A 16202-nucleotide genomic window follows, 5' to 3' on the forward strand; every position below is an offset into this window, starting at 1 on the left:
CAAGCCGTCGGGCGACGCGGTTGTGGTGGATCGCCGGGCAAAAGGCAAGGATCCGGCGCGAGCCTGGGATCGACCCCGGCGCCGGTCCGGTCGACGTCTCGATGAAGGAAGGAAAAGGATGGAGGCCTCGCCCGGAATCGAACCGGGGTGCAAGGATTTGCAGTCCTCTGCGTAACCACTCCGCCACGAGGCCATCCGGGCCGGCTCTGGCAGCCGGCGATCGGGCGGGCCGGGCTCGAAGCACCGGCTGCGCCGTCCCCCCGGCATCGGGCGGACGACCCGGGGACGAGGGGTCATTAGCAGAGCCCGCCCCGGCTCCGCAACAGGATCCGGCGGCAAAAACCGCGCTTCCGCCGAAATGAGCCGGCTCCGCAAAACCCCTTGCGTCCCCTGCCCGCCTCGGCTAGACGTCCCGCCGCGATCCCCGATAGCTCAGTTGGTAGAGCAGGCGACTGTTAATCGCCTTGTCGCAGGTTCGAGTCCTGCTCGGGGAGCCATTCCCATCCGCACAGCGTTGGTCCGCATGCGCGCCGCCCGTCCCGGGCCGGCGCCGTCTCGCGTGGTGCGGGTCTCACGGGCGGCGACCGGCTTTCATCCGAAAAAATCCGCGGAACCAGTCGCCCGGTCCGGCGGTTTCCAGTTCAACTTGCTGCAACGCTTCTCTGCACGGCGCCGCGAAGCAGTCCAGCAGCCTTCGAACGGGAGTTTCCAATGATCGGCTGGGCCATCACCTTCCTCGTCGTCGCCCTCGTCGCGGCTCTGCTGGGCTTCGGCGGCATCGCCGGCACCGCCATGGAGGCGGCCAAGATCGTGTTCTTCGTGGCGATCGTTCTGTTCGCCGTCTCGGCCATCTTCGGCCTGATGCGCGGCCGCTCGCCGCGAATCTGACGGCGCGGGCGACCGGCGGGCCCTCGGGCCCGCCTCCCCGATCGAGGCGGCCCGTCGGGGCCGCCTTTTTCTTTGGCCCGACGACTGTCGGTCGCGCGACGGGAGAAGCGCGGGCGCTCAGGCCTCGGCCAGGCGCCGCAGCTCGCCGGTCTGCGCCGGCAGCGGCCTCGGCCGCGCCCGGCGCGGCACCAGCCGGTGCACCGTCGCGGAAGGGCGCGCCTCCTGCCGCCCCGCGCGGGCGGCGTGGAAGTCGGACAGGAGGATCGCCGCGGCGATGTAGCCGAGGGGCGAGACCTCGATCCTGTCGGGACGGATCGGCCGTTCGAAGCGGGCGGTGGCCTTCATCGCTAATCCTCCCTGTCGGCGGCGCGGCTCGGCGCCGGGTCTCGGCGCGTTCTCGCGCGCCTGTGGCCGGGGCGGCAACCCCGAAATCCGCCCGAAATCCGTTCGAACCCGCGCGGGCGCGCGGATCCGCGTGCGGTCCGCCGCGGCGGACGGGCGGGCCAGGCAGCCCTCGGAGTCTCACTGCCTGGCCCGTCGACCGCGCCCGACCGTGCAAGGGAGAGTGGACACGGCGGGTGCAGTGAGAAGACACAGGCAAAGGGTGTGCCAGATCCGCGGCGTCTGGAGCGGAAATCGCGACGGGGGCATCGACCGGGCCTCTGCGCAAGAGGGAGCGCCCCCGTTCTAGGCAGGCCTCGGCGGCGCCTCGTTATCATTCGATAGCAAACCGCTCCCCTCGAGCGACGGCAGGAGCCTGCGCTGCCTGCGGCGCACGGCTTTCGCGCCCGGACGGGTGGCGGCGGCGCCCGGAATTCGGGCAGAATGCATCGACGGGCCGCGCGCGCCCGCTTTTCGGAGACAGACAGGCATGGCGATCGGCCCCTTCGTGACGGCGGACTGGCTCGCAGAGCGGCTCGCGGCACCCGACATCGTCGTGGTCGACGGCTCCTGGTACCTGCCGGCGATGGGCCGGGACGCGGAGGCCGAGTTCCGCGCCGGCCACATCCCGGGCGCCCTCCGCTTCGACATCGACGCCGTGCGCGACGAGGCAAGCGCCCTGCCCCACATGCTGCCCTCGCCGGAGGCCTTCGCCTCGCGGATGCGCCAGATGGGCATCGGCGACGGCATGACGGTGGTGGTCTATGACGGGATGGGCCTGTTCTCCGCCCCGCGGGTGCGCTGGACCCTGAAGGCGTTCGGCGCCCGGGACGTCGCGATCCTCGAGGGCGGCTTCCCGGCCTGGGTCGCGGGCGGGCACCCGGTCGAGGAGGGCGAGGCGCGCTCCCGCGACCGGCGCCACTTCACCGCCCGCCTCGACCACTCGGCGGTGGCGAATGTCGGCGACGTGCAGCGGGCGCTCGCCGGCCAGGCCCAGGTGGTCGATGCCCGCTCAAGCGCGCGCTTCGCCGGCGAGGAGGCCGAGCCGCGCCCCGGCGTGCGCCCCGGCCACATGCCCGGCGCCCTGAACCTGCACTACGCGGCGCTCCAGGAGAACGGCCGCCTCAAGGACGAGGCGTCCTTGCGCGAGGCGGTGGCCCGGGCCGGCATCGATCTCGACCGCCCGGTGGTCACCACCTGCGGCTCCGGCGTCACCGCGGCGATCGTCGGGGTCGCCCTCGAGACCCTCGGGCGGCCGCCCCGCGCCCTCTACGACGGCTCGTGGTCGGAATGGGGCGCGCGGGAGGACCTGCCGGTCGCGACCGGGCGGTAAGCCGCTTTCGCCCGGCCGTGAGGCCGGGCGTCGCCCTCAATGCAGGATCTGGCTCAGGAACAGCCGGGTCCGCTCGTGCTCCGGCGCGCGGAAGAACGCCTCCGGGGTGTTCGACTCGACGATCTGGCCCTCGTCCATGAAGATCACCCGGTCGGCGACCTGGCGGGCGAAGCCCATCTCGTGGGTGACGACCATCATGGTCATGCCCTCGTCGGCCAGCCCCACCATCGTGTCGAGCACCTCCTTGACCATCTCGGGGTCGAGGGCGGAGGTCGGCTCGTCGAACAGCATGATCTTGGGCGCCATGCACAGCGAGCGGGCGATCGCCACGCGCTGCTGCTGGCCGCCGGAGAGCTGGCCCGGATACTTGTGCGCCTGGTTCGGGATCTTCACCCGGGTCAGGTACTTCATCGCGATCGCCTCGGCCTCGGCCTTCGGCATCTTCTTCACCCAGATCGGCGCGAGCGTGCAGTTCTCGAGCACGGTCAGGTGCGGGAAGAGGTTGAAGTGCTGGAACACCATGCCGACCTCGCGGCGGATCTCGTCGATCCGCTTGAGGTCGTTGGTGAGCTCGATCCCGTCGACGACGATGCGCCCGGCCTGGTGCTCCTCCAGGCGGTTGATGCAGCGGATCAGGGTCGACTTGCCCGAGCCCGAGGGGCCGCAGATCACGATCCGCTCGCCCTTGCGCACCGTGAGGTCGACGTCGCGCAGGACGTGGAAGGCGCCGTACCACTTGTTGACCCGCTCCAGCGACACGGCGGTCGGCGCGCTGGCGAGCCGCGCCGCCGAGGTGTTGCGGGGCGCGAGGTCCGGGTCGGTCTCGGGCAAGGGAGACGTCGGGGCGGGAGAGGAAGCCATCGGGGAACTCACCGTGTCTGGCCCGCCGCGAGCCGCCGCTCCATGAAGCGGGCGTAGCGCGACATGCCGAAGCAGAAGACGAAGTAGAACAGCGCCGCGAAGGCGTAGCCGGTCATCACCACGGTCGGCGCCGCCCAGGCGGGGTCGACCCGGGCCGATTCGATCGTGCGGATGAAGTCGAAGATGCCGACGATCGAGACGAGGCTCGTGTCCTTGAACAGGGCGATGAAGCTGTTGACGATGCCCGGGATCACGATGCGCAGCGCCTGGGGCAGGATGATCAGTCGCATCCGGTGCCAGGGGCTGAGGCCCAGCGACATCGCCCCCTCGGTCTGGCCGCGGGGAATGGCCTGGAGGCCGCCGCGCACCACCTCGGCCATGTAGGCGGCGGAGAACAGCGCGATGCCGACGAGCGGCCGCGCCAGCCGGTCGACCGTGACGTCGCCGGGCAGGAACAAAGGCAGCATCACGTTGGCCATGAACAGCACGGTGATCAGCGGCACGCCGCGCCAGAACTCGATGAAGATGACGCAGAACAAGCGCACGATCGGCAGGCGCGAGCGCCGCCCGAGCGCCAGCAGGATCCCGAGCGGCAGCGAGGCGACGATGCCGACGAGGGACACGATCAAGGTCACCAGCATGCCGCCCCACAGCGCGGTCGGCACGGCGGGGAGGCCTAAGCTCGGCACCCCGGCGAGGAGCCCGTAGGACACGATCGGGAACACGACGAAGAAGTAGAGCGCCCCCCAAGCGCGCTTGGGCGCGTCGAGCCACAGCATCCAGCCCACCCCGACCGCCATCAGGGCGAAGAAGACGTTCGGCCGCCAGCGCTCCTCGATCGGGTACGAGCCGTAGATGAAGTAGTTGATCTTGCTCGCCACGAAGGCCCAGCAGGCGCCGACCGGGCGGCCCAGCACCTCGGGCCGGCAGGCGTCGCGGTTCTCGCCGGTCCAGACCGCGTCGATCACGAGGAAGCGCAGGAGCGGCGGCACCACGAGCGCGACGACCGCGAGCGCGGCCAGCGTCATCACGGCGTTGGCCGGGCTGGAAAAGAGGTTCTGGCGCAGCCAGGCGAGCGGCCCGCTGACCAGCGAGGGCGGGGCCGAGGCGGGCACCGCCTCGCGGCGGACGAAGGTGAGCGGCTGGGCTCCGGCGGTCATCGTCTGCCTCACCGCTCGATCAGCGCGACGCGCCGGTTGTAGAGGTTCATCGCGAAGGCGGTGACGAGGCTGATCGTCAGGTAGACCGCCATGGTGATCGCCACCACCTCGACCGCCTGGCCGGTCTGGTTCAGCACCGTGCCCATGAAGACCTGGACGAGGTCGGGGTAGCCGATGGCGACGGCCAGCGACGAGTTCTTGGTCAGGTTGAGGAACTGGCTGGTCAGCGGCGGCACGATCACCCGCATCGCCTGCGGGATCACCACCAGCCGCATGGTCGGGGCGGGCTGCAGGCCGAGGGCGCGGGCCGCCTCGGTCTGGCCCTTGTTGACCGCCTGGATGCCGGCCCGCACCACCTCGGCGATGAAGGCGGCGGTGTAGACCGTGAGCCCGACCACGAGCGCGACGAACTCGGGATAGAGCTGCATCCCGCCGCGCAGGTTGAAGGTGCCCTTCACGGGAAAATCGAGCGCCACCGGGGCGATGCCCATGAGCGCCAGCACCCCGTAGGTCAGGAGCGGCAGGCCGAGGACGAGGGCGAGCCCCACCGCGAGCACCGGCAGGCGCCGGCCGGTGCGGGCCTGCTCGCGCTTCGCGTGCGCCCGGAACGCCAGCGTGCCGACGATCCCGACGACGAGGGCGAGGGGCAGCGCCCAGGCATCCGCCGCCAGAAGGGGCTTGGGCAGGTACAGGCCGCGCTGGTTGAGGAAGACGGCGGTGCCGAGCGCGTAGGAATCGCGCGCCGCCGGCAGGCTCGCCAGCACCGCGACGTACCAGAACAGCAATTGCAGCAGGAGCGGGATGTTGCGCAGGACCTCGACGTAGACGGTCGCGAGCGTCCGCACGATCCAGTTCGGCGACAGCCGCGCCACCCCGACCGCGAAACCGAGGATCGTCGCCAGCACGATGCCGATCGCCGCGACCATCAGGGTGTTGGTGAGCCCGACCAGGAAGGCGGTGCCGTAGGTCGAGGTCGCGGCCGCGAACGGGATCACCGTCTGGTTGACGTCGAACCCCGCGGTGTTGCCGAGGAAGCCGAAGCCCGAGGCGACGCGGGCGTTGCGCAGGTTCTCGGCGGCGTTGCCGAGCGCGATCCAGGCCACCCCCCCGACCGCGACGAGCAGCAGGATCTGGTAGGCTGCCCCGCGGATACGGGGATCGTAGAGGGGCGACACCCGGGGCGGACCGGGGGCGGGATCGGCCGGAAGCTGCGTCGGCAAGGGGTGTGCTCGCGTCTGTGATTCTGGGGACGGCGCCCGGGGCTCCCGGGCGCCGCTCGTCACGACCTCAGCGGATCGGCGGGCCGTATTGCAGGCCGCCCTTCGACCACAGGGCGTTGAGGCCGCGCTGGATCTTCAGGGGCGAGCCCTGGCCGACGTTGCGCTCGAACACCTCGCCGTAATTGCCGACGAGCTTGATCACCCGGTGGGCCCAGTCGTTGGTCAGCCCGAGATCGGCGCCGTACTTGCCCTCGGTGCCGAGGATGCGCTTGATGTCCGGGTTGTCGGAGGACTTCGCCATCTGGTCGACGTTGGCTTGCGTGATGCCGGCTTCCTCCGCGTTGATCATCGCGTAGTGGGTCCAGCGGACGATGTCGAACCACTGGGCGTCGCCCTGGCGCACCGCCGGCGCGAGCGGCTCCTTGGAGATGATCTCGGGGAGCACGATGTTGTCGTCGGGGGCCGAGGCGCGCAGGCGCTCGGCGTAGAGGCCCGAGGCGTCGGTGGTGAAGGCGTCGCAGCGGCCGGAATCGTAGGCCTTGAAGGTCTCGTCGGCGCTGGCGAAGGCCACCACCTCGTACTTCATCTTGTTGGCCCGGAAGTAGTCGGCCAGGTTCAGCTCGGTGGTGGTGCCCTGCTGGGTGCAGACCGAGGCGCCGTCGAGCTGCTTGGCGGACGTCACGCCGAGCTTCTTCTTCACCATGAAGCCCTGGCCGTCGTAGAAGTTGACGGCCGGAAAGTCGAGGCCGAGCGCCGTGTCGCGCGACATCGACCAGGTGGTGTTGCGCGACAGGATGTCGACCTCGCCCGACTGGAGCGCCGTGAAGCGGTCCTTCGCCGAGAGCGGGATGAAGCGGACCTTGGTGACGTCGTTGAAGATCGCCGCGGACAGGGCCCGGCAGAAATCGACGTCGAGCCCGGTCCAGCGCCCCTGCGCGTCCGGCACGCCGAAGCCGGCGAGGCCGGGGTTCGAGCCGCAGGAGATGTAGCCCTTCTGCTTGATGCTGTTCAGCGTCCCCTGGGCCTGGGCGGCGCCGGCCAGCAGGGTGGCGCCGAGCCCGAAGGCCAGGGTCGCGACGATTCTCTTCATGGGGTCCTGGATCTCCCGTTCCGGTCGCGGCCCCGCGGCCGCCGCCCGTTTGCTCAAGCACGAATGCTGCCTAAGCAAGAGGCATTCCAGGCGAAGCGGGCTGCCCGGTCAAGGGGTTGGCGCGATAGACGAACAGACTAGGCGGGAGGCGGGAGGTCGCGTTGCGGCGCGAGGCTTGACGGCGGCGGGTGGCGCGGGATGTGCTCGGCTCCGGTTTTCTCACGCTCGATCCCCCACGCCAGAGGCCCGATGAGCATCACCCCGCCCCGCGACAAGAGCCGCCTCGGCACCCGCACCCGCCTCGTCCATGCCGGCCGAGACCCGTCGCAGCAGCACGGCTTCGTCAACACCCCGATCTATCGCGGCTCGACGGTGCTCTACGAGAGCTACGACGCGCTCAAGAACCGGCGGGCCGAGTATACCTACGGCACCACCGGCACGCCGACGATCCGCGCCCTCGAGAGCGCCTGGGCCGAGCTCGCCGGGGCCGCCGGCACGGTGCTGACGCCGTCGGGCCTCGCCGCCGTCACGGTCGGGCTGCTGTCCTGCCTCAAGGCCGGCGACCACCTGCTGGTGAGCGATTCCGCCTATCGCCCGACGAGGGTGTTCTGCGACGGGTTCCTCGCCCGGTTCGGGGTCGAGACCACCTATTACGACCCGACGCTCGGGGCCGGCATCGCGGCGCTGATGCGCGACAATACGACCGCCGTGCTCACCGAGGCGCCGGGCTCGCAGAGCTTCGAGATGCAGGACATCCCGGCCATCGCCGAAGTGGCGCACGCACGCGGCGCCTGCGTGCTGATGGACAACACCTGGGCGACGCCGCTCCTGTTCCCGCCGCACGAGCGCGGGGTCGACATCGCCATCGAGGCCGGCACCAAGTACCTGTCGGGCGGCTCCGACCTGCTGCTCGGCCTGACCTCGGCCAATGCCCGGTACTGGCCGGCCCTGCGGCGGACCTTCGACCAGCTCGCGATGTGCGCCGGGGCCGAGGACGTGTTCCTGGCGCTGCGGGGCCTGCGGACCCTGCCCCTGCGCCTGCGCGAGCACGGCGAGCAGGCGCTCAGGCTCGCCCGCTGGCTCCGGGACCGGCCGGAGGTCGCCCGGGTGCTGCACCCGGCCCTGCCGGAGGATCCCGGCCACGCGATCTGGTCCCGCGACTTCCTGGGCTCCTCCGGCCTGTTCTCGATCATCCTCAAGCCCTGCCCCGAGGCCGCGGTGGCGGCGATGCTCGACGGGCTCGAACTGTTCGGGATGGGCTTCTCCTGGGGCGGCTTCGAGAGCCTGGTGATCCCGTTCGACTGCGCGCCCTACCGCACCGCCAACCCCTGGGCCCCGGGCGGGCCGGGCCTGCGGTTCCAGGTCGGGCTGGAGGACATGGACGACCTGACGCGGGACCTGGAGGCCGGGTTCGCGCGGCTGCGGGACGCGAGCTGAGAGCCGTCCGACCGGTCCCCTGACGGCACCGACACCCGCCCCGTCATTCCGGGCTCCGCTTTCGCGGCCGCGGAACGACGCGGAGGATGTCGGTGCCGTCGCGTGACCGGGCCCGGCCCGAGGCTCTTCACGGCGCCAGCCACGTCGCCCCCTGCGCGTCCCCGTCCCAGGTGAACAGCGCCCGCCGGTGGCCCTGGCGGGCGAGGTACAGGAACTCGAGCCGGGCGGCCCGCAGCACGATCACCCGGAACTCCGAGAAGCCGGCCTCGACCGCCTCCTCGTCCCGCGGCTGGGCATAGGCGCCACCCGCGGGCAGCGAGGTGCCGGGGCCGGGCACGGTGCCGTAGCAGATCCGGCTCATCGGCCGCGACGCCTCCCAGGCGGCGCGGGCGACCGCATCCTGCCCGTGCAGGAGGGCCGTGCCCGCGATCCGCACCTGGAGCTTGGCTTTCGGGTCGTAGGCGTGGAGCGAGACCCGGGGGTCCGCGGCGATCTCGGCGGCCTTGTCGGAGCGGGCGTCGCAATGGACCCGCAACGTCCGGCTCTCCCGGTCGACGCCGCGCAGGACCACCGTGCGCAGGCGCGGGGTGCCGTCGCGCCCGAGGGTGGCGAGTGCCGGGGTGTGGAAGCCGCTCTGGTGCGCCGCCCCCTCCTCCAGCAGGCGCCAGGCCTCGGCGAGGCAGCCCGCGAGGTCGTCGTAGAACGGCGGCGTCTCGGTCATGCGGGAGCGGTCTCCGGTTCGTTCACCAATCTAGGTCACGGTCCGGGGAACCGGGATGCCCCGGCGAAGCTTGTCCGTACGACCGTTCCTGCCGAGGTTTCGACCCATGACGCTCCGCACGACGCCGGCCTGGTTGGCCTTGGCGGCCGCCCTCGCGGCCCTGCCGGCGATGGCCGCCGACATGCCGGCCGGGTATTCGGCGCGCGGCGGGGCGGAGTTCTCCGCCGGCTGGCGCGCGCCGCCCCCGCCGCCCCCGCCGCCCCCGCCCGCCGCGGTGGAGATGCAGGCCGAGATCGTCGTGGCGGAGCCCCCGCCCCGCCGGCTCCTCGGCTTCGGCTACGCGCCGGTCCTGCCCTATTACGGCGTCTCGGTCGGCCCCTACGGCTATCCGCCGCGGCGCGAGCCCGGGACCGGCGTCGGGCTGTTCTGATCGCCGCAACCTCGATCTCCAGACGCCCCGAGCCGCGCCGCCACTCGCGCCTGCATGGCGAAGAGGTGGCGGTCGCGGATGCCCGCCGCCTCGCAGGCCGCCACCGTGTTGAGCAGGTACTCGGCGCTCGGACCCGTCGGGCCGCAGGCCGCCGCGATGCGCTCGGCGATCGCCTCGTCGGTGAGCCGCCCGGCGTAGCGCGTCCCCGCCCGGTCGGCCACGAAGGCGAGGACCGGGACCGGCCCTTCCGCCGTCTCGGCGGCGAGCCAGCGCGAGGCGTAGCCGCGCCCGCGCATCTCCCGCCGCCAGACCGGCCGGATCGCCTCCCGCGGATCGTCGCCGGCGATCCGGTAGGCGAGCCCCCGGCACTGCCCGCCCCGGTCGAGGGCGAGCATCACGCCGGGACAGTCCGGCGTGCCGCGAAAGCCGGGCTGCCACAGGCAGAAGCGGCGGTGCCAGCCCCGCACCCGGGCCTCGCGCCGCTCGGCGAACGGGAATTCCGGCCGCCACATCAGGGCGCCGTAGGCGAACAGCCACAGGGAATCCGAGCCGCCCGGCTTCTGCGCCAGGGCGGCGTCGAGGCGCGCATCGGCCTCCGCCTCGCCCATCAGCGCCATGCCGTAGCCCGGGCCGCGTCCGTCGGGGACCACGGGCCGCGGATGGGCCCGGGCGATCAGCGCGGCGTCGAGCGTGAGGGAGCGTTTGGGCATCGCAACCGTTAGTCCGGTGGGGTGCGGCAGCGCGGCAGGGGGCTTCCCGGCTTTCCCGTCAAGCTGGCCGCCCCATGTTAGTGCCGTGCTAAGCCGCACAGGTCCAGGTTGTCCGGGAATGGAGGACGCGTCATGGCCATCACGGGTCGCTTCAATTTCCGCAAGACCCTCACCGGCAAGCTCGTGCTGCAGGTCGAGACCGAGCGCCGCTCCTGGTGGCCCTTCGCCCGCACGGCCTCGCCGGGCCACGTCTGGCGCGACGCCACGCCGAAGGACCTGACGGCGGTGGAGTTGCAGCAGCTGCTGAACCTGCGCCGCAACCCCGGCTACATGCCGCGCAGCCCGGTGATCTTCATGATGGGTCGCGACCAGACGGAAGCGCCCTCCGCCGAGGTGGTGACGCTCGCCGCCCACCGCGCCGCCGGCCAGCAGCAGGCCGGCTGACGCGGGCCGCCGGGACGACGGCACCGCTCGCGCCCGGCCGCGTTGTCCCGGTCCAAGGGGTAACAACCCCGCCGAACGGGAGAGCGCAGCATGGGCATGACCTCCGTGAACCAGGCCGTGATCGAGGCCCTGTCGGAGCAGATCGTCACCGCCTATTGCGACGCCGGCGAGCCCGCCGAGGACCGGGCCCGCGCCCGGCTGATGGACGAGATCATGAACGCCATCGAGGAGCCGGTGGGCACCCGCACCCTGGCCGAGCACGGCCCGGAGCGGGTCAACGCCGTGCTGGCCGACTGGGAGGCGCAGGAGGGCCGCAGCTTCGGCCTGCGGCTGATCGAGATCGATCCCGGCCGCACCATCGTCACGATGGCGTAAGCGCCGTCGTCACGATGGCGTAAGCGCCATCGCGACGGTGTCCTCGAGCGTCAGCCCCGGCCGAGCTCGACCAGGAGGTCGGCGAGCGGGCCGGGCGCGCTCACCATCGCGTCGTGGCCGGTGGCCAGTTCCCGCCAGCCCCAGCCGGGCTGGCGCCGCACCCATGCCTTGACGCGATCGAGGGTGGCGTAGGACGGCGCGGTGCAATCGACGTAGGTGCGGGCCAAGCCGTTGCCGACCGGGCCGCGGATCGGCAGCGGGCTCTCGTAGGTGCTCAAGGGGTGCGGGGTCAGGCGCCGCTCGACCCAGGCCGCATCCGCCGGATCGAGCACCCCGAAGGCCTCGGCCGGCGGCGGCGGCAGGCTCAAGCCCCCGCTCGACTCCGCGGCGGCGCGGCGGCGGGCGGCCACCACCTCGGGCGGCAGCCCGTCGAAGGGCGCGCGGCCGGCTTGCGCGATCAAGGCGTCGAGGTAGACGAGGTGGCGCAGCCGCTCGGGCATGGCCTCGGCCACGCCGCTGATCGCGAGGCCGCCGAAGGAGTGCCCGACGAGGACGACGCCCGTCAGCTCCTCGGCGGCGATCACCCCGGCGACGTCGCGCACGAAGGTGTCGAGGGTGATGTCCTTCGCGAGGAGGTGGGCCCGCTCGCCGAGCCCGGTGCAGGTCGGGGTGAGGACCCGGTGGCCGCGCGCCCGCAGGATGTCGGCGACGCGCACCCAGCACCAGCCGCCGTGCCAGGCGCCGTGCACCAGCACGAAGGTCAACCCGTCGCTCATCGCGCCTCTCCCGCTCTCTCCGAGGGGAGCCAAGCGCGAACGAGGCCCGGCGCGCAAGGGGGCTTCTCCTCCCGGTCCGCTACTCTCCGGCCTCGTCCCGGTCCTCGCGGTTCGCGTCGAACCCGGCGATCATCCGCTCGAGGGACTGGAAGCTGCGCACGGCCTCCTGGGTCCGGCCGGCGGCGCACTTGCCCTCCGCCGAGCGGTACCACAGCAGCATGCTGTTGAAGGCGTGCTGGTGCGGCGCTTCCGCCACGCGGGCGCGCCGCGCGGTCTCGGCGTCGAACCAGACCCGGACCGCGTGGCCGGCATTGGTGCAGACGTCGGCCGAGGGCGGCAGGGCGGCGCGGGAGACGGTGGGGTCGCACAGCATCGCGAACCAGATCGCGCCGGCCGCGAGGCTCGATGCGCCGAGCATGCCCGCGGCGCCGCGCAGGCGCCGGCGCCAGTCGGGCCGGGCCGCCTCGGCGGCCGGCAGCGCCTCGACCGTCTCGGGGTGGCAATGGGTGTAGTGCACCGAACCGTCGGTGTGATGATGGGGCCACGGGTGGGTCATCGGGCACCCCCTTCGGGCAGGGTGGGACTCCGGGGCCTCGCGTGGGCGATCAAGGGTGCCGGGTCGTGTCTGGCGGGTCGCGGCAGGACGAACGAAGCCGCGGCCGATCGCCGAACGATCTGCGGCGGCATCGGACCCTCGCGAAGTGGCCGGAGGGTAGGCCCGCTCTCCCCGCCCCCGGCGTGCTCCAGCGCACATTCCGCGCGCAGAGACTGGCGATTTTCCGGCCATCATGCTCTGCCTGTCGGCAAGGGGCGCGAGCCGGTGGACGCGGCAACGGCGCCCGTGGGAGGACTTGCGATGCGTTGGCGCGACGCGGCCGTGGCCGCTCTCTGCCTCGGGCTCCTCTGGGCCGCGCCGACCCGGGCGCAGGAAGGTCGGGCGCAGGATGCGCAGCGATGGGCGACCGCCTGGGCCGGCTCGGCCCAGGGCCCCTACCCGGTCGGCAATCCGTCCGCCCAGCCCGACCAGGGCTTCGCCTTCCCCGACCCCGCCGAGGGCGCCCGCGACCAGACCCTGCGGCTGGTGCTGCGGCCGGACGTGTGGGGCCGCGAGGCCCGCCTGCGGATCTCGAACGCCTTCGGCACCCGTCCGCTCACCCTCGACGGCGTCCATGCCGGGCTGCAGCTCGGCGGCGCCGCCCTGGTGCCGGGGACGAACCGCCCGGTGCTGTTCTCCGGCAAGGACCGGGTCACGGTCCCGCCCGGGGGCGAGGCCTGGTCCGATCCGGTCGCCCTGCCCTTCGCGGCCGATCCCGATGCCGCCCTGCTGGCCGGGCGCAAGCTCGCGGTCTCGCTCCACGTCGTGGGGTCGAGCGGGCCGATGACCTGGCACGCCAAGGCGCTCCAGACCTCCTACGCCACCGCACCGGGCGCCGGCGCGCACGGGGCCGACGAGGACGAGGCCGCCTTCCCGTTCTCCACCGCCTCGTGGTTCTTCCTCGACGCCGTCGACATGGCGGCGGCCACGCCCACGCCCGTCGTGGTCGCCTTCGGCGACTCGATCACCGACGGCACCGCCTCGACGATGAACGGCGACGACCGCTGGCCCGACGTGCTGTCGCGCCGCCTGCACGCGCGCTTCGGCAACCGGGTCGCGGTGGTCAATGCCGGCATCGGCGGCAACCAGGTGGTCGGCCCGGCGGAATATGGCCCCCAAAAGCCCTTCCCGGGCGGGCCCTCGGCGCTGTCGCGGCTCGACCGCGACGTGATCGGGCTGTCGGGGGTCGCCAGCGTGATCTGGCTCGAGGGCACCAACGATTTCAGCCGCAACGGCGAGGCCAGCCTTCAGGCGGTGCAGGACGGGATGCGCGCGGGCGTCGCCCGCCTGCGCGCCGGCATTCCGGGGGTGCGGGTGATCGGCGCCACCCTCACCTCGGCCAAGGGCAGCTCCAGCCCCGCCCACGGCCATCCCGAGCAGGACGAGAAGCGCCGCGGCCTCAACGCCTTCATCCGGGATTCGGGGCTGTTCGACGCCGTGGTCGATTTCGACGCCGCGACCCTCGATCCGGCGACCGGCGGTTTGCGCCCCGAGATGGTCCCGGAGAGCACCACCGGCGGCAAGGGCGACCGGCTGCACCCGAACCGGGCGGGCTATCTGGCGATGGGGAGCGGGATCGATCTCGGGGTGGTGTTGGGACGGTGAAACCTCAGTCGCCCCGTACCCGGGCGTAGAGGCGGCAGTCGCGCGGCTCGGGCTGGATGTTGGGATGGATCGTGTGACGGCGCAGCACGCCCTCGAAGCGCATCCCGGCCTTCTCCATCACCCGGGCCGAGGCGCGGTTCGCCACGTCGCAGGTGGCGACGGCGCGCCAGATCCCTTCTTGCGCCAGCGCCCAGTCGCCGAGCGCCCGCAGGGCTTCCGGCATCAGGCCCTGCCCCCAGGCGGCGCGGGCCAGGACGTAGCCGAAATCCGCGCTCGTCCCCTCCGGCCTGAGGGCAATGGCGCCGATCGGCCCAGCCCGATCCATCTCCTCCAGCAGGTAGGTGAAGCAGATCCCGGCCGCCCATTGGTCCGCGCAGGCGCGCAGGTAGGCCCGTGTCTCCTCGATGGTCCGGTGCGGGCGCCAGACCATGAAGCGGGCGACCTCCGGATCGGTCGTATAGGCGGAAAACAGTGCGTCGGCGTCGGCAGGCTGCGCCGGCCGCAGGCGGAGACGCGCCGTCGTGAGGTGGGGCAATGGGGTGAGGCTTGCTGCGGCCATGTCGTGACGTAAGCTCATAATGTCACGAATCGACCCGCAGAGGTTGGCACGTCATGCGCTTTCCCAGCCAGCCCGGTCTCATTGCCGGCCTCAGCCTGCAGGTAACCAGCCTGGAGCGGGCCACGCCGTTCTGGCGTGCTATCCTGCATCCGTTGGGATTCGGTCGCACCGGGGGCGCCGCCGACCATTGCCTCTGGGCCCGGGAGGGTGCGCAGGTCCTGATCTGGGAGCGACAGCCGTCGTCGTCAGGCACGCGCCTCATGCTGCGGGCGCCCGATCGGACGAGCGTGGACGCGCTCTGCGCGGCAGGAGTCGCGGCCGGAGGCAGCCTCGTGATGGAGCCAGCCGCACGTCCCTTCGCGACCGGGTACTACAGCGGCATCGTCGCCGATCCCGATGGCATCCGGATCGAACTGGTCCACGCCCTTAACGACCTGCCCGGACAGGACGGGGCCGAGCGGGTCCGAATGCCCGGTGTCGATGACGTGACACTCGGTGGCTATCTCTTCCGGCCGGACGGTGCCGAGGCACCCCGCGCCGGCGTGGTCGTGCTGCCCGGCTACGGATCGGACGCGACGGTGCATGTCAGGGACGGTCGCAATCTCGCCCGAGCCGGTCTCGCTGCGCTCTGCCTCTCGCAGCGGGGCTGGCTCGGCTCGACGGGTGACGAGGACCAGGGCTTTCGGCAGCCGGACGATGTGCTAGCTGCGGCCGACTGGCTGCGGCGGGAGGCGAATATCGAAAGCGTCGGTCTCCTCGGCTTCTCCCAGGGTGGGCAGACGGTCCTTCTGGCGGCGGCCCGGCCGGCCGCCTCGTTCGGCGCCGTGGTGTCGTACTTCGCGCCGACGGATCTCGCGGCGTGGCGCGAGCAGTCGGGCCCCGGGATCGGCGACTACCTCGACGACTTCGTCCCGCCGGAGCGTCTCGCGGCCTGCTCGCCGGTCACGGTTGCGCAGGCCCTCACCTGTCCGGTCATGCTCCTGCACGGCAGCGAGGACAGCGTCGTGTCGATCGCCCAAAGTCGGGCGCTGGTCGCCGCCAATCCGGCCATCGCGCTCCACGTCGTCGAGGGCGCCAACCACGGCTTTCCGCGCGAAGCCTGGGCCGAGACCTGGCCCGTCGCCCGGGACTTCCTGGTGCGGACCTTGTCCTGACGGTTCGTCACGCCCTCGCGTACAACCGGTCCGCCCGGCTCTCGAACGCGTCGGTGAACTTGCGGAAGGCGCGATCGAACATCTTGCCCATGAGGAGGCCGAGGGCCAGGCTCTTGAACTCGTAGGTGATGAAGAACTCGACCGTGCAGCCGCCGTTCGGGGCCTCGCGGAAGGTCCAGCGGTTCTCGAGGTGCCGAAACGGACCGTCGATGTACTCGGCGACGATCTTCAGGTTCGGGCGGTCGAGGCGGACCCGCGTGGTGAAGTGCTCCGAGATCGCCTTGTAGCCGACGCCCATGTCGGCCACCAGCGTCTCGGTCCCGTCCTCGCCCTCCTGCTTGCGCAGCACCCGGAGCGAGTCGCAGAGCGGCAGGAATTCGGGGTAGCGCTCGACGTCGGCGACGAGGTCGAACATCTCCGTCGGGCTGTGCCGGACGGTGCGGGTGGTGCGGAAGCTCGGCAT

The 16202-nt window shown here is 72.2% G+C and carries 19 protein-coding genes and 2 tRNA genes; 9 read left to right on the forward strand and 12 right to left on the reverse strand.

The window, feature by feature from the left end:
• Positions 1 to 119: 119 nt before the first annotated feature.
• Positions 120 to 193, reverse strand: a tRNA-Cys gene (locus tag DK419_RS26295).
• 228 nt (positions 194 to 421) lie between these two features.
• Between DK419_RS26295 and DK419_RS26300 the strand changes: the two genes are divergently transcribed.
• Positions 422 to 497 (forward strand) — tRNA-Asn (locus tag DK419_RS26300).
• A gap of 214 nt (positions 498 to 711) precedes the next feature.
• Positions 712 to 888: a DUF1328 domain-containing protein gene (locus tag DK419_RS26305; RefSeq protein WP_048431004.1), complete on the forward strand. Its 177-nt coding sequence runs from the start codon at positions 712 to 714 to the stop codon at positions 886 to 888.
• Between the two features lie 117 nt (positions 889 to 1005).
• Here DK419_RS26305 and DK419_RS26310 read toward each other — a convergent pair whose 3' ends face one another.
• Entirely contained in the window at positions 1006 to 1233 is a 228-nt protein-coding gene (locus DK419_RS26310; protein ID WP_109961691.1) for a hypothetical protein, read from the reverse strand.
• Positions 1234 to 1759: 526 nt separating this feature from the next.
• Between DK419_RS26310 and sseA the strand changes: the two genes are divergently transcribed.
• Positions 1760 to 2602: a 3-mercaptopyruvate sulfurtransferase gene (gene sseA / locus DK419_RS26315; protein WP_109961692.1), complete on the forward strand. Its 843-nt coding sequence runs from the start codon at positions 1760 to 1762 to the stop codon at positions 2600 to 2602.
• Between the two features lie 36 nt (positions 2603 to 2638).
• Here the strand turns inward: sseA and DK419_RS26320 are convergent, their stop codons facing one another.
• From DK419_RS26320 to DK419_RS26335, 4 genes are all read right to left on the reverse strand, one after another.
• Complete coding sequence (locus DK419_RS26320) at positions 2639 to 3463, reverse strand: amino acid ABC transporter ATP-binding protein (RefSeq protein ID WP_109961693.1); 825 nt, start codon at positions 3461 to 3463, stop codon at positions 2639 to 2641.
• An 8-nt stretch (positions 3464 to 3471) separates the two neighbouring features.
• Positions 3472 to 4623, reverse strand: coding sequence for an amino acid ABC transporter permease (locus DK419_RS26325; RefSeq protein ID WP_109961694.1), 1152 nt, complete (start codon positions 4621 to 4623; stop codon positions 3472 to 3474).
• A gap of 8 nt (positions 4624 to 4631) precedes the next feature.
• Complete coding sequence (locus DK419_RS26330) at positions 4632 to 5843, reverse strand: amino acid ABC transporter permease (protein ID WP_245442729.1); 1212 nt, start codon at positions 5841 to 5843, stop codon at positions 4632 to 4634.
• A gap of 67 nt (positions 5844 to 5910) precedes the next feature.
• On the reverse strand, positions 5911 to 6933 hold the full coding sequence (locus DK419_RS26335; RefSeq protein WP_109961695.1) for an amino acid ABC transporter substrate-binding protein: 1023 nt from the start codon (positions 6931 to 6933) through the stop codon (positions 5911 to 5913).
• Positions 6934 to 7182: 249 nt separating this feature from the next.
• Here DK419_RS26335 and metC point away from each other — a divergent pair, with 249 nt between their 5' ends.
• Positions 7183 to 8370 (forward strand): cystathionine beta-lyase, encoded by a 1188-nt coding sequence (gene metC / locus DK419_RS26340; RefSeq protein WP_109961696.1) that lies wholly within the window; start codon positions 7183 to 7185, stop codon positions 8368 to 8370.
• A 127-nt stretch (positions 8371 to 8497) separates the two neighbouring features.
• Here metC and DK419_RS26345 read toward each other — a convergent pair whose 3' ends face one another.
• On the reverse strand, positions 8498 to 9091 hold the full coding sequence (locus tag DK419_RS26345) for a pyridoxamine 5'-phosphate oxidase family protein (RefSeq protein WP_109961697.1): 594 nt from the start codon (positions 9089 to 9091) through the stop codon (positions 8498 to 8500).
• Between the two features lie 106 nt (positions 9092 to 9197).
• Here DK419_RS26345 and DK419_RS26350 point away from each other — a divergent pair, with 106 nt between their 5' ends.
• On the forward strand, positions 9198 to 9521 hold the full coding sequence (locus DK419_RS26350; protein ID WP_109961698.1) for a hypothetical protein: 324 nt from the start codon (positions 9198 to 9200) through the stop codon (positions 9519 to 9521).
• Here the strand turns inward: DK419_RS26350 and DK419_RS26355 are convergent.
• Positions 9476 to 10231 (reverse strand): gamma-glutamylcyclotransferase, encoded by a 756-nt coding sequence (locus DK419_RS26355; RefSeq protein ID WP_109961699.1) that lies wholly within the window; start codon positions 10229 to 10231, stop codon positions 9476 to 9478. The genes DK419_RS26350 and DK419_RS26355 overlap by 46 nt on opposite strands.
• Before the next feature lie 132 nt (positions 10232 to 10363).
• Here DK419_RS26355 and DK419_RS26360 point away from each other — a divergent pair, with 132 nt between their 5' ends.
• Entirely contained in the window at positions 10364 to 10675 is a 312-nt protein-coding gene (locus DK419_RS26360; protein WP_109961700.1) for a hypothetical protein, read from the forward strand.
• A 90-nt stretch (positions 10676 to 10765) separates the two neighbouring features.
• Positions 10766 to 11050 (forward strand): hypothetical protein, encoded by a 285-nt coding sequence (locus DK419_RS26365; RefSeq protein ID WP_109961701.1) that lies wholly within the window; start codon positions 10766 to 10768, stop codon positions 11048 to 11050.
• Between the two features lie 50 nt (positions 11051 to 11100).
• Here DK419_RS26365 and DK419_RS26370 read toward each other — a convergent pair whose 3' ends face one another.
• A complete protein-coding gene (locus tag DK419_RS26370) occupies positions 11101 to 11826 on the reverse strand; it encodes an alpha/beta fold hydrolase (protein ID WP_109961702.1) in 726 nt (241 codons plus the stop codon).
• Positions 11827 to 11905: 79 nt separating this feature from the next.
• Complete coding sequence (locus tag DK419_RS26375) at positions 11906 to 12382, reverse strand: hypothetical protein (protein ID WP_109961703.1); 477 nt, start codon at positions 12380 to 12382, stop codon at positions 11906 to 11908.
• A gap of 300 nt (positions 12383 to 12682) precedes the next feature.
• On the opposite strand from DK419_RS26375, the gene DK419_RS26380 reads away from it, so the two are divergent.
• Positions 12683 to 14026: a GDSL-type esterase/lipase family protein gene (locus DK419_RS26380; RefSeq protein WP_109961704.1), complete on the forward strand. Its 1344-nt coding sequence runs from the start codon at positions 12683 to 12685 to the stop codon at positions 14024 to 14026.
• Between the two features lie 4 nt (positions 14027 to 14030).
• Here the strand turns inward: DK419_RS26380 and DK419_RS26385 are convergent, their stop codons facing one another.
• On the reverse strand, positions 14031 to 14585 hold the full coding sequence (locus DK419_RS26385; protein WP_208642247.1) for a GNAT family N-acetyltransferase: 555 nt from the start codon (positions 14583 to 14585) through the stop codon (positions 14031 to 14033).
• Between the two features lie 53 nt (positions 14586 to 14638).
• On the opposite strand from DK419_RS26385, the gene DK419_RS26390 reads away from it, so the two are divergent.
• Positions 14639 to 15739, forward strand: coding sequence for an alpha/beta fold hydrolase (locus DK419_RS26390; protein WP_109961706.1), 1101 nt, complete (start codon positions 14639 to 14641; stop codon positions 15737 to 15739).
• A gap of 7 nt (positions 15740 to 15746) precedes the next feature.
• Here the strand turns inward: DK419_RS26390 and DK419_RS26395 are convergent, their stop codons facing one another.
• The gene (locus tag DK419_RS26395) at positions 15747 to 16202 is read right to left on the reverse strand and encodes a type II toxin-antitoxin system RatA family toxin (protein ID WP_048446424.1); all 456 of its coding nucleotides are present in this window, start codon (positions 16200 to 16202) and stop codon (positions 15747 to 15749) included.

The organism is Methylobacterium terrae, from assembly GCF_003173755.1.
In the GTDB taxonomy this organism is placed as follows: domain Bacteria; phylum Pseudomonadota; class Alphaproteobacteria; order Rhizobiales; family Beijerinckiaceae; genus Methylobacterium; species Methylobacterium terrae.

What these genes read in the sequence shown, in the direction of transcription:
- DK419_RS26305 (WP_048431004.1), top strand. Translation starts at nt 712, where the DNA reads ATGATCGGCTGGGCCATCACCTTCCTCGTCGTCGCCCTCGTCGCGGCT.
- DK419_RS26310 (WP_109961691.1), bottom strand. Translation starts at nt 1,233, where the DNA reads ATGAAGGCCACCGCCCGCTTCGAACGGCCGATCCGTCCCGACAGGATC.
- sseA (WP_109961692.1), top strand. Translation starts at nt 1,760, where the DNA reads ATGGCGATCGGCCCCTTCGTGACGGCGGACTGGCTCGCAGAGCGGCTC.
- DK419_RS26320 (WP_109961693.1), bottom strand. Translation starts at nt 3,463, where the DNA reads ATGGCTTCCTCTCCCGCCCCGACGTCTCCCTTGCCCGAGACCGACCCG.
- DK419_RS26325 (WP_109961694.1), bottom strand. Translation starts at nt 4,623, where the DNA reads ATGACCGCCGGAGCCCAGCCGCTCACCTTCGTCCGCCGCGAGGCGGTG.
- DK419_RS26335 (WP_109961695.1), bottom strand. Translation starts at nt 6,933, where the DNA reads ATGAAGAGAATCGTCGCGACCCTGGCCTTCGGGCTCGGCGCCACCCTG.
- metC (WP_109961696.1), top strand. Translation starts at nt 7,183, where the DNA reads ATGAGCATCACCCCGCCCCGCGACAAGAGCCGCCTCGGCACCCGCACC.
- DK419_RS26345 (WP_109961697.1), bottom strand. Translation starts at nt 9,091, where the DNA reads ATGACCGAGACGCCGCCGTTCTACGACGACCTCGCGGGCTGCCTCGCC.
- DK419_RS26350 (WP_109961698.1), top strand. Translation starts at nt 9,198, where the DNA reads ATGACGCTCCGCACGACGCCGGCCTGGTTGGCCTTGGCGGCCGCCCTC.
- DK419_RS26355 (WP_109961699.1), bottom strand. Translation starts at nt 10,231, where the DNA reads ATGCCCAAACGCTCCCTCACGCTCGACGCCGCGCTGATCGCCCGGGCC.
- DK419_RS26360 (WP_109961700.1), top strand. Translation starts at nt 10,364, where the DNA reads ATGGCCATCACGGGTCGCTTCAATTTCCGCAAGACCCTCACCGGCAAG.
- DK419_RS26365 (WP_109961701.1), top strand. Translation starts at nt 10,766, where the DNA reads ATGGGCATGACCTCCGTGAACCAGGCCGTGATCGAGGCCCTGTCGGAG.
- DK419_RS26370 (WP_109961702.1), bottom strand. Translation starts at nt 11,826, where the DNA reads ATGAGCGACGGGTTGACCTTCGTGCTGGTGCACGGCGCCTGGCACGGC.
- DK419_RS26375 (WP_109961703.1), bottom strand. Translation starts at nt 12,382, where the DNA reads ATGACCCACCCGTGGCCCCATCATCACACCGACGGTTCGGTGCACTAC.
- DK419_RS26380 (WP_109961704.1), top strand. Translation starts at nt 12,683, where the DNA reads ATGCGTTGGCGCGACGCGGCCGTGGCCGCTCTCTGCCTCGGGCTCCTC.
- DK419_RS26385 (WP_208642247.1), bottom strand. Translation starts at nt 14,585, where the DNA reads ATGGCCGCAGCAAGCCTCACCCCATTGCCCCACCTCACGACGGCGCGT.
- DK419_RS26390 (WP_109961706.1), top strand. Translation starts at nt 14,639, where the DNA reads ATGCGCTTTCCCAGCCAGCCCGGTCTCATTGCCGGCCTCAGCCTGCAG.
- DK419_RS26395 (WP_048446424.1), bottom strand. Translation starts at nt 16,202, where the DNA reads ATGCCGAGCTTCCGCACCACCCGCACCGTCCGGCACAGCCCGACGGAG.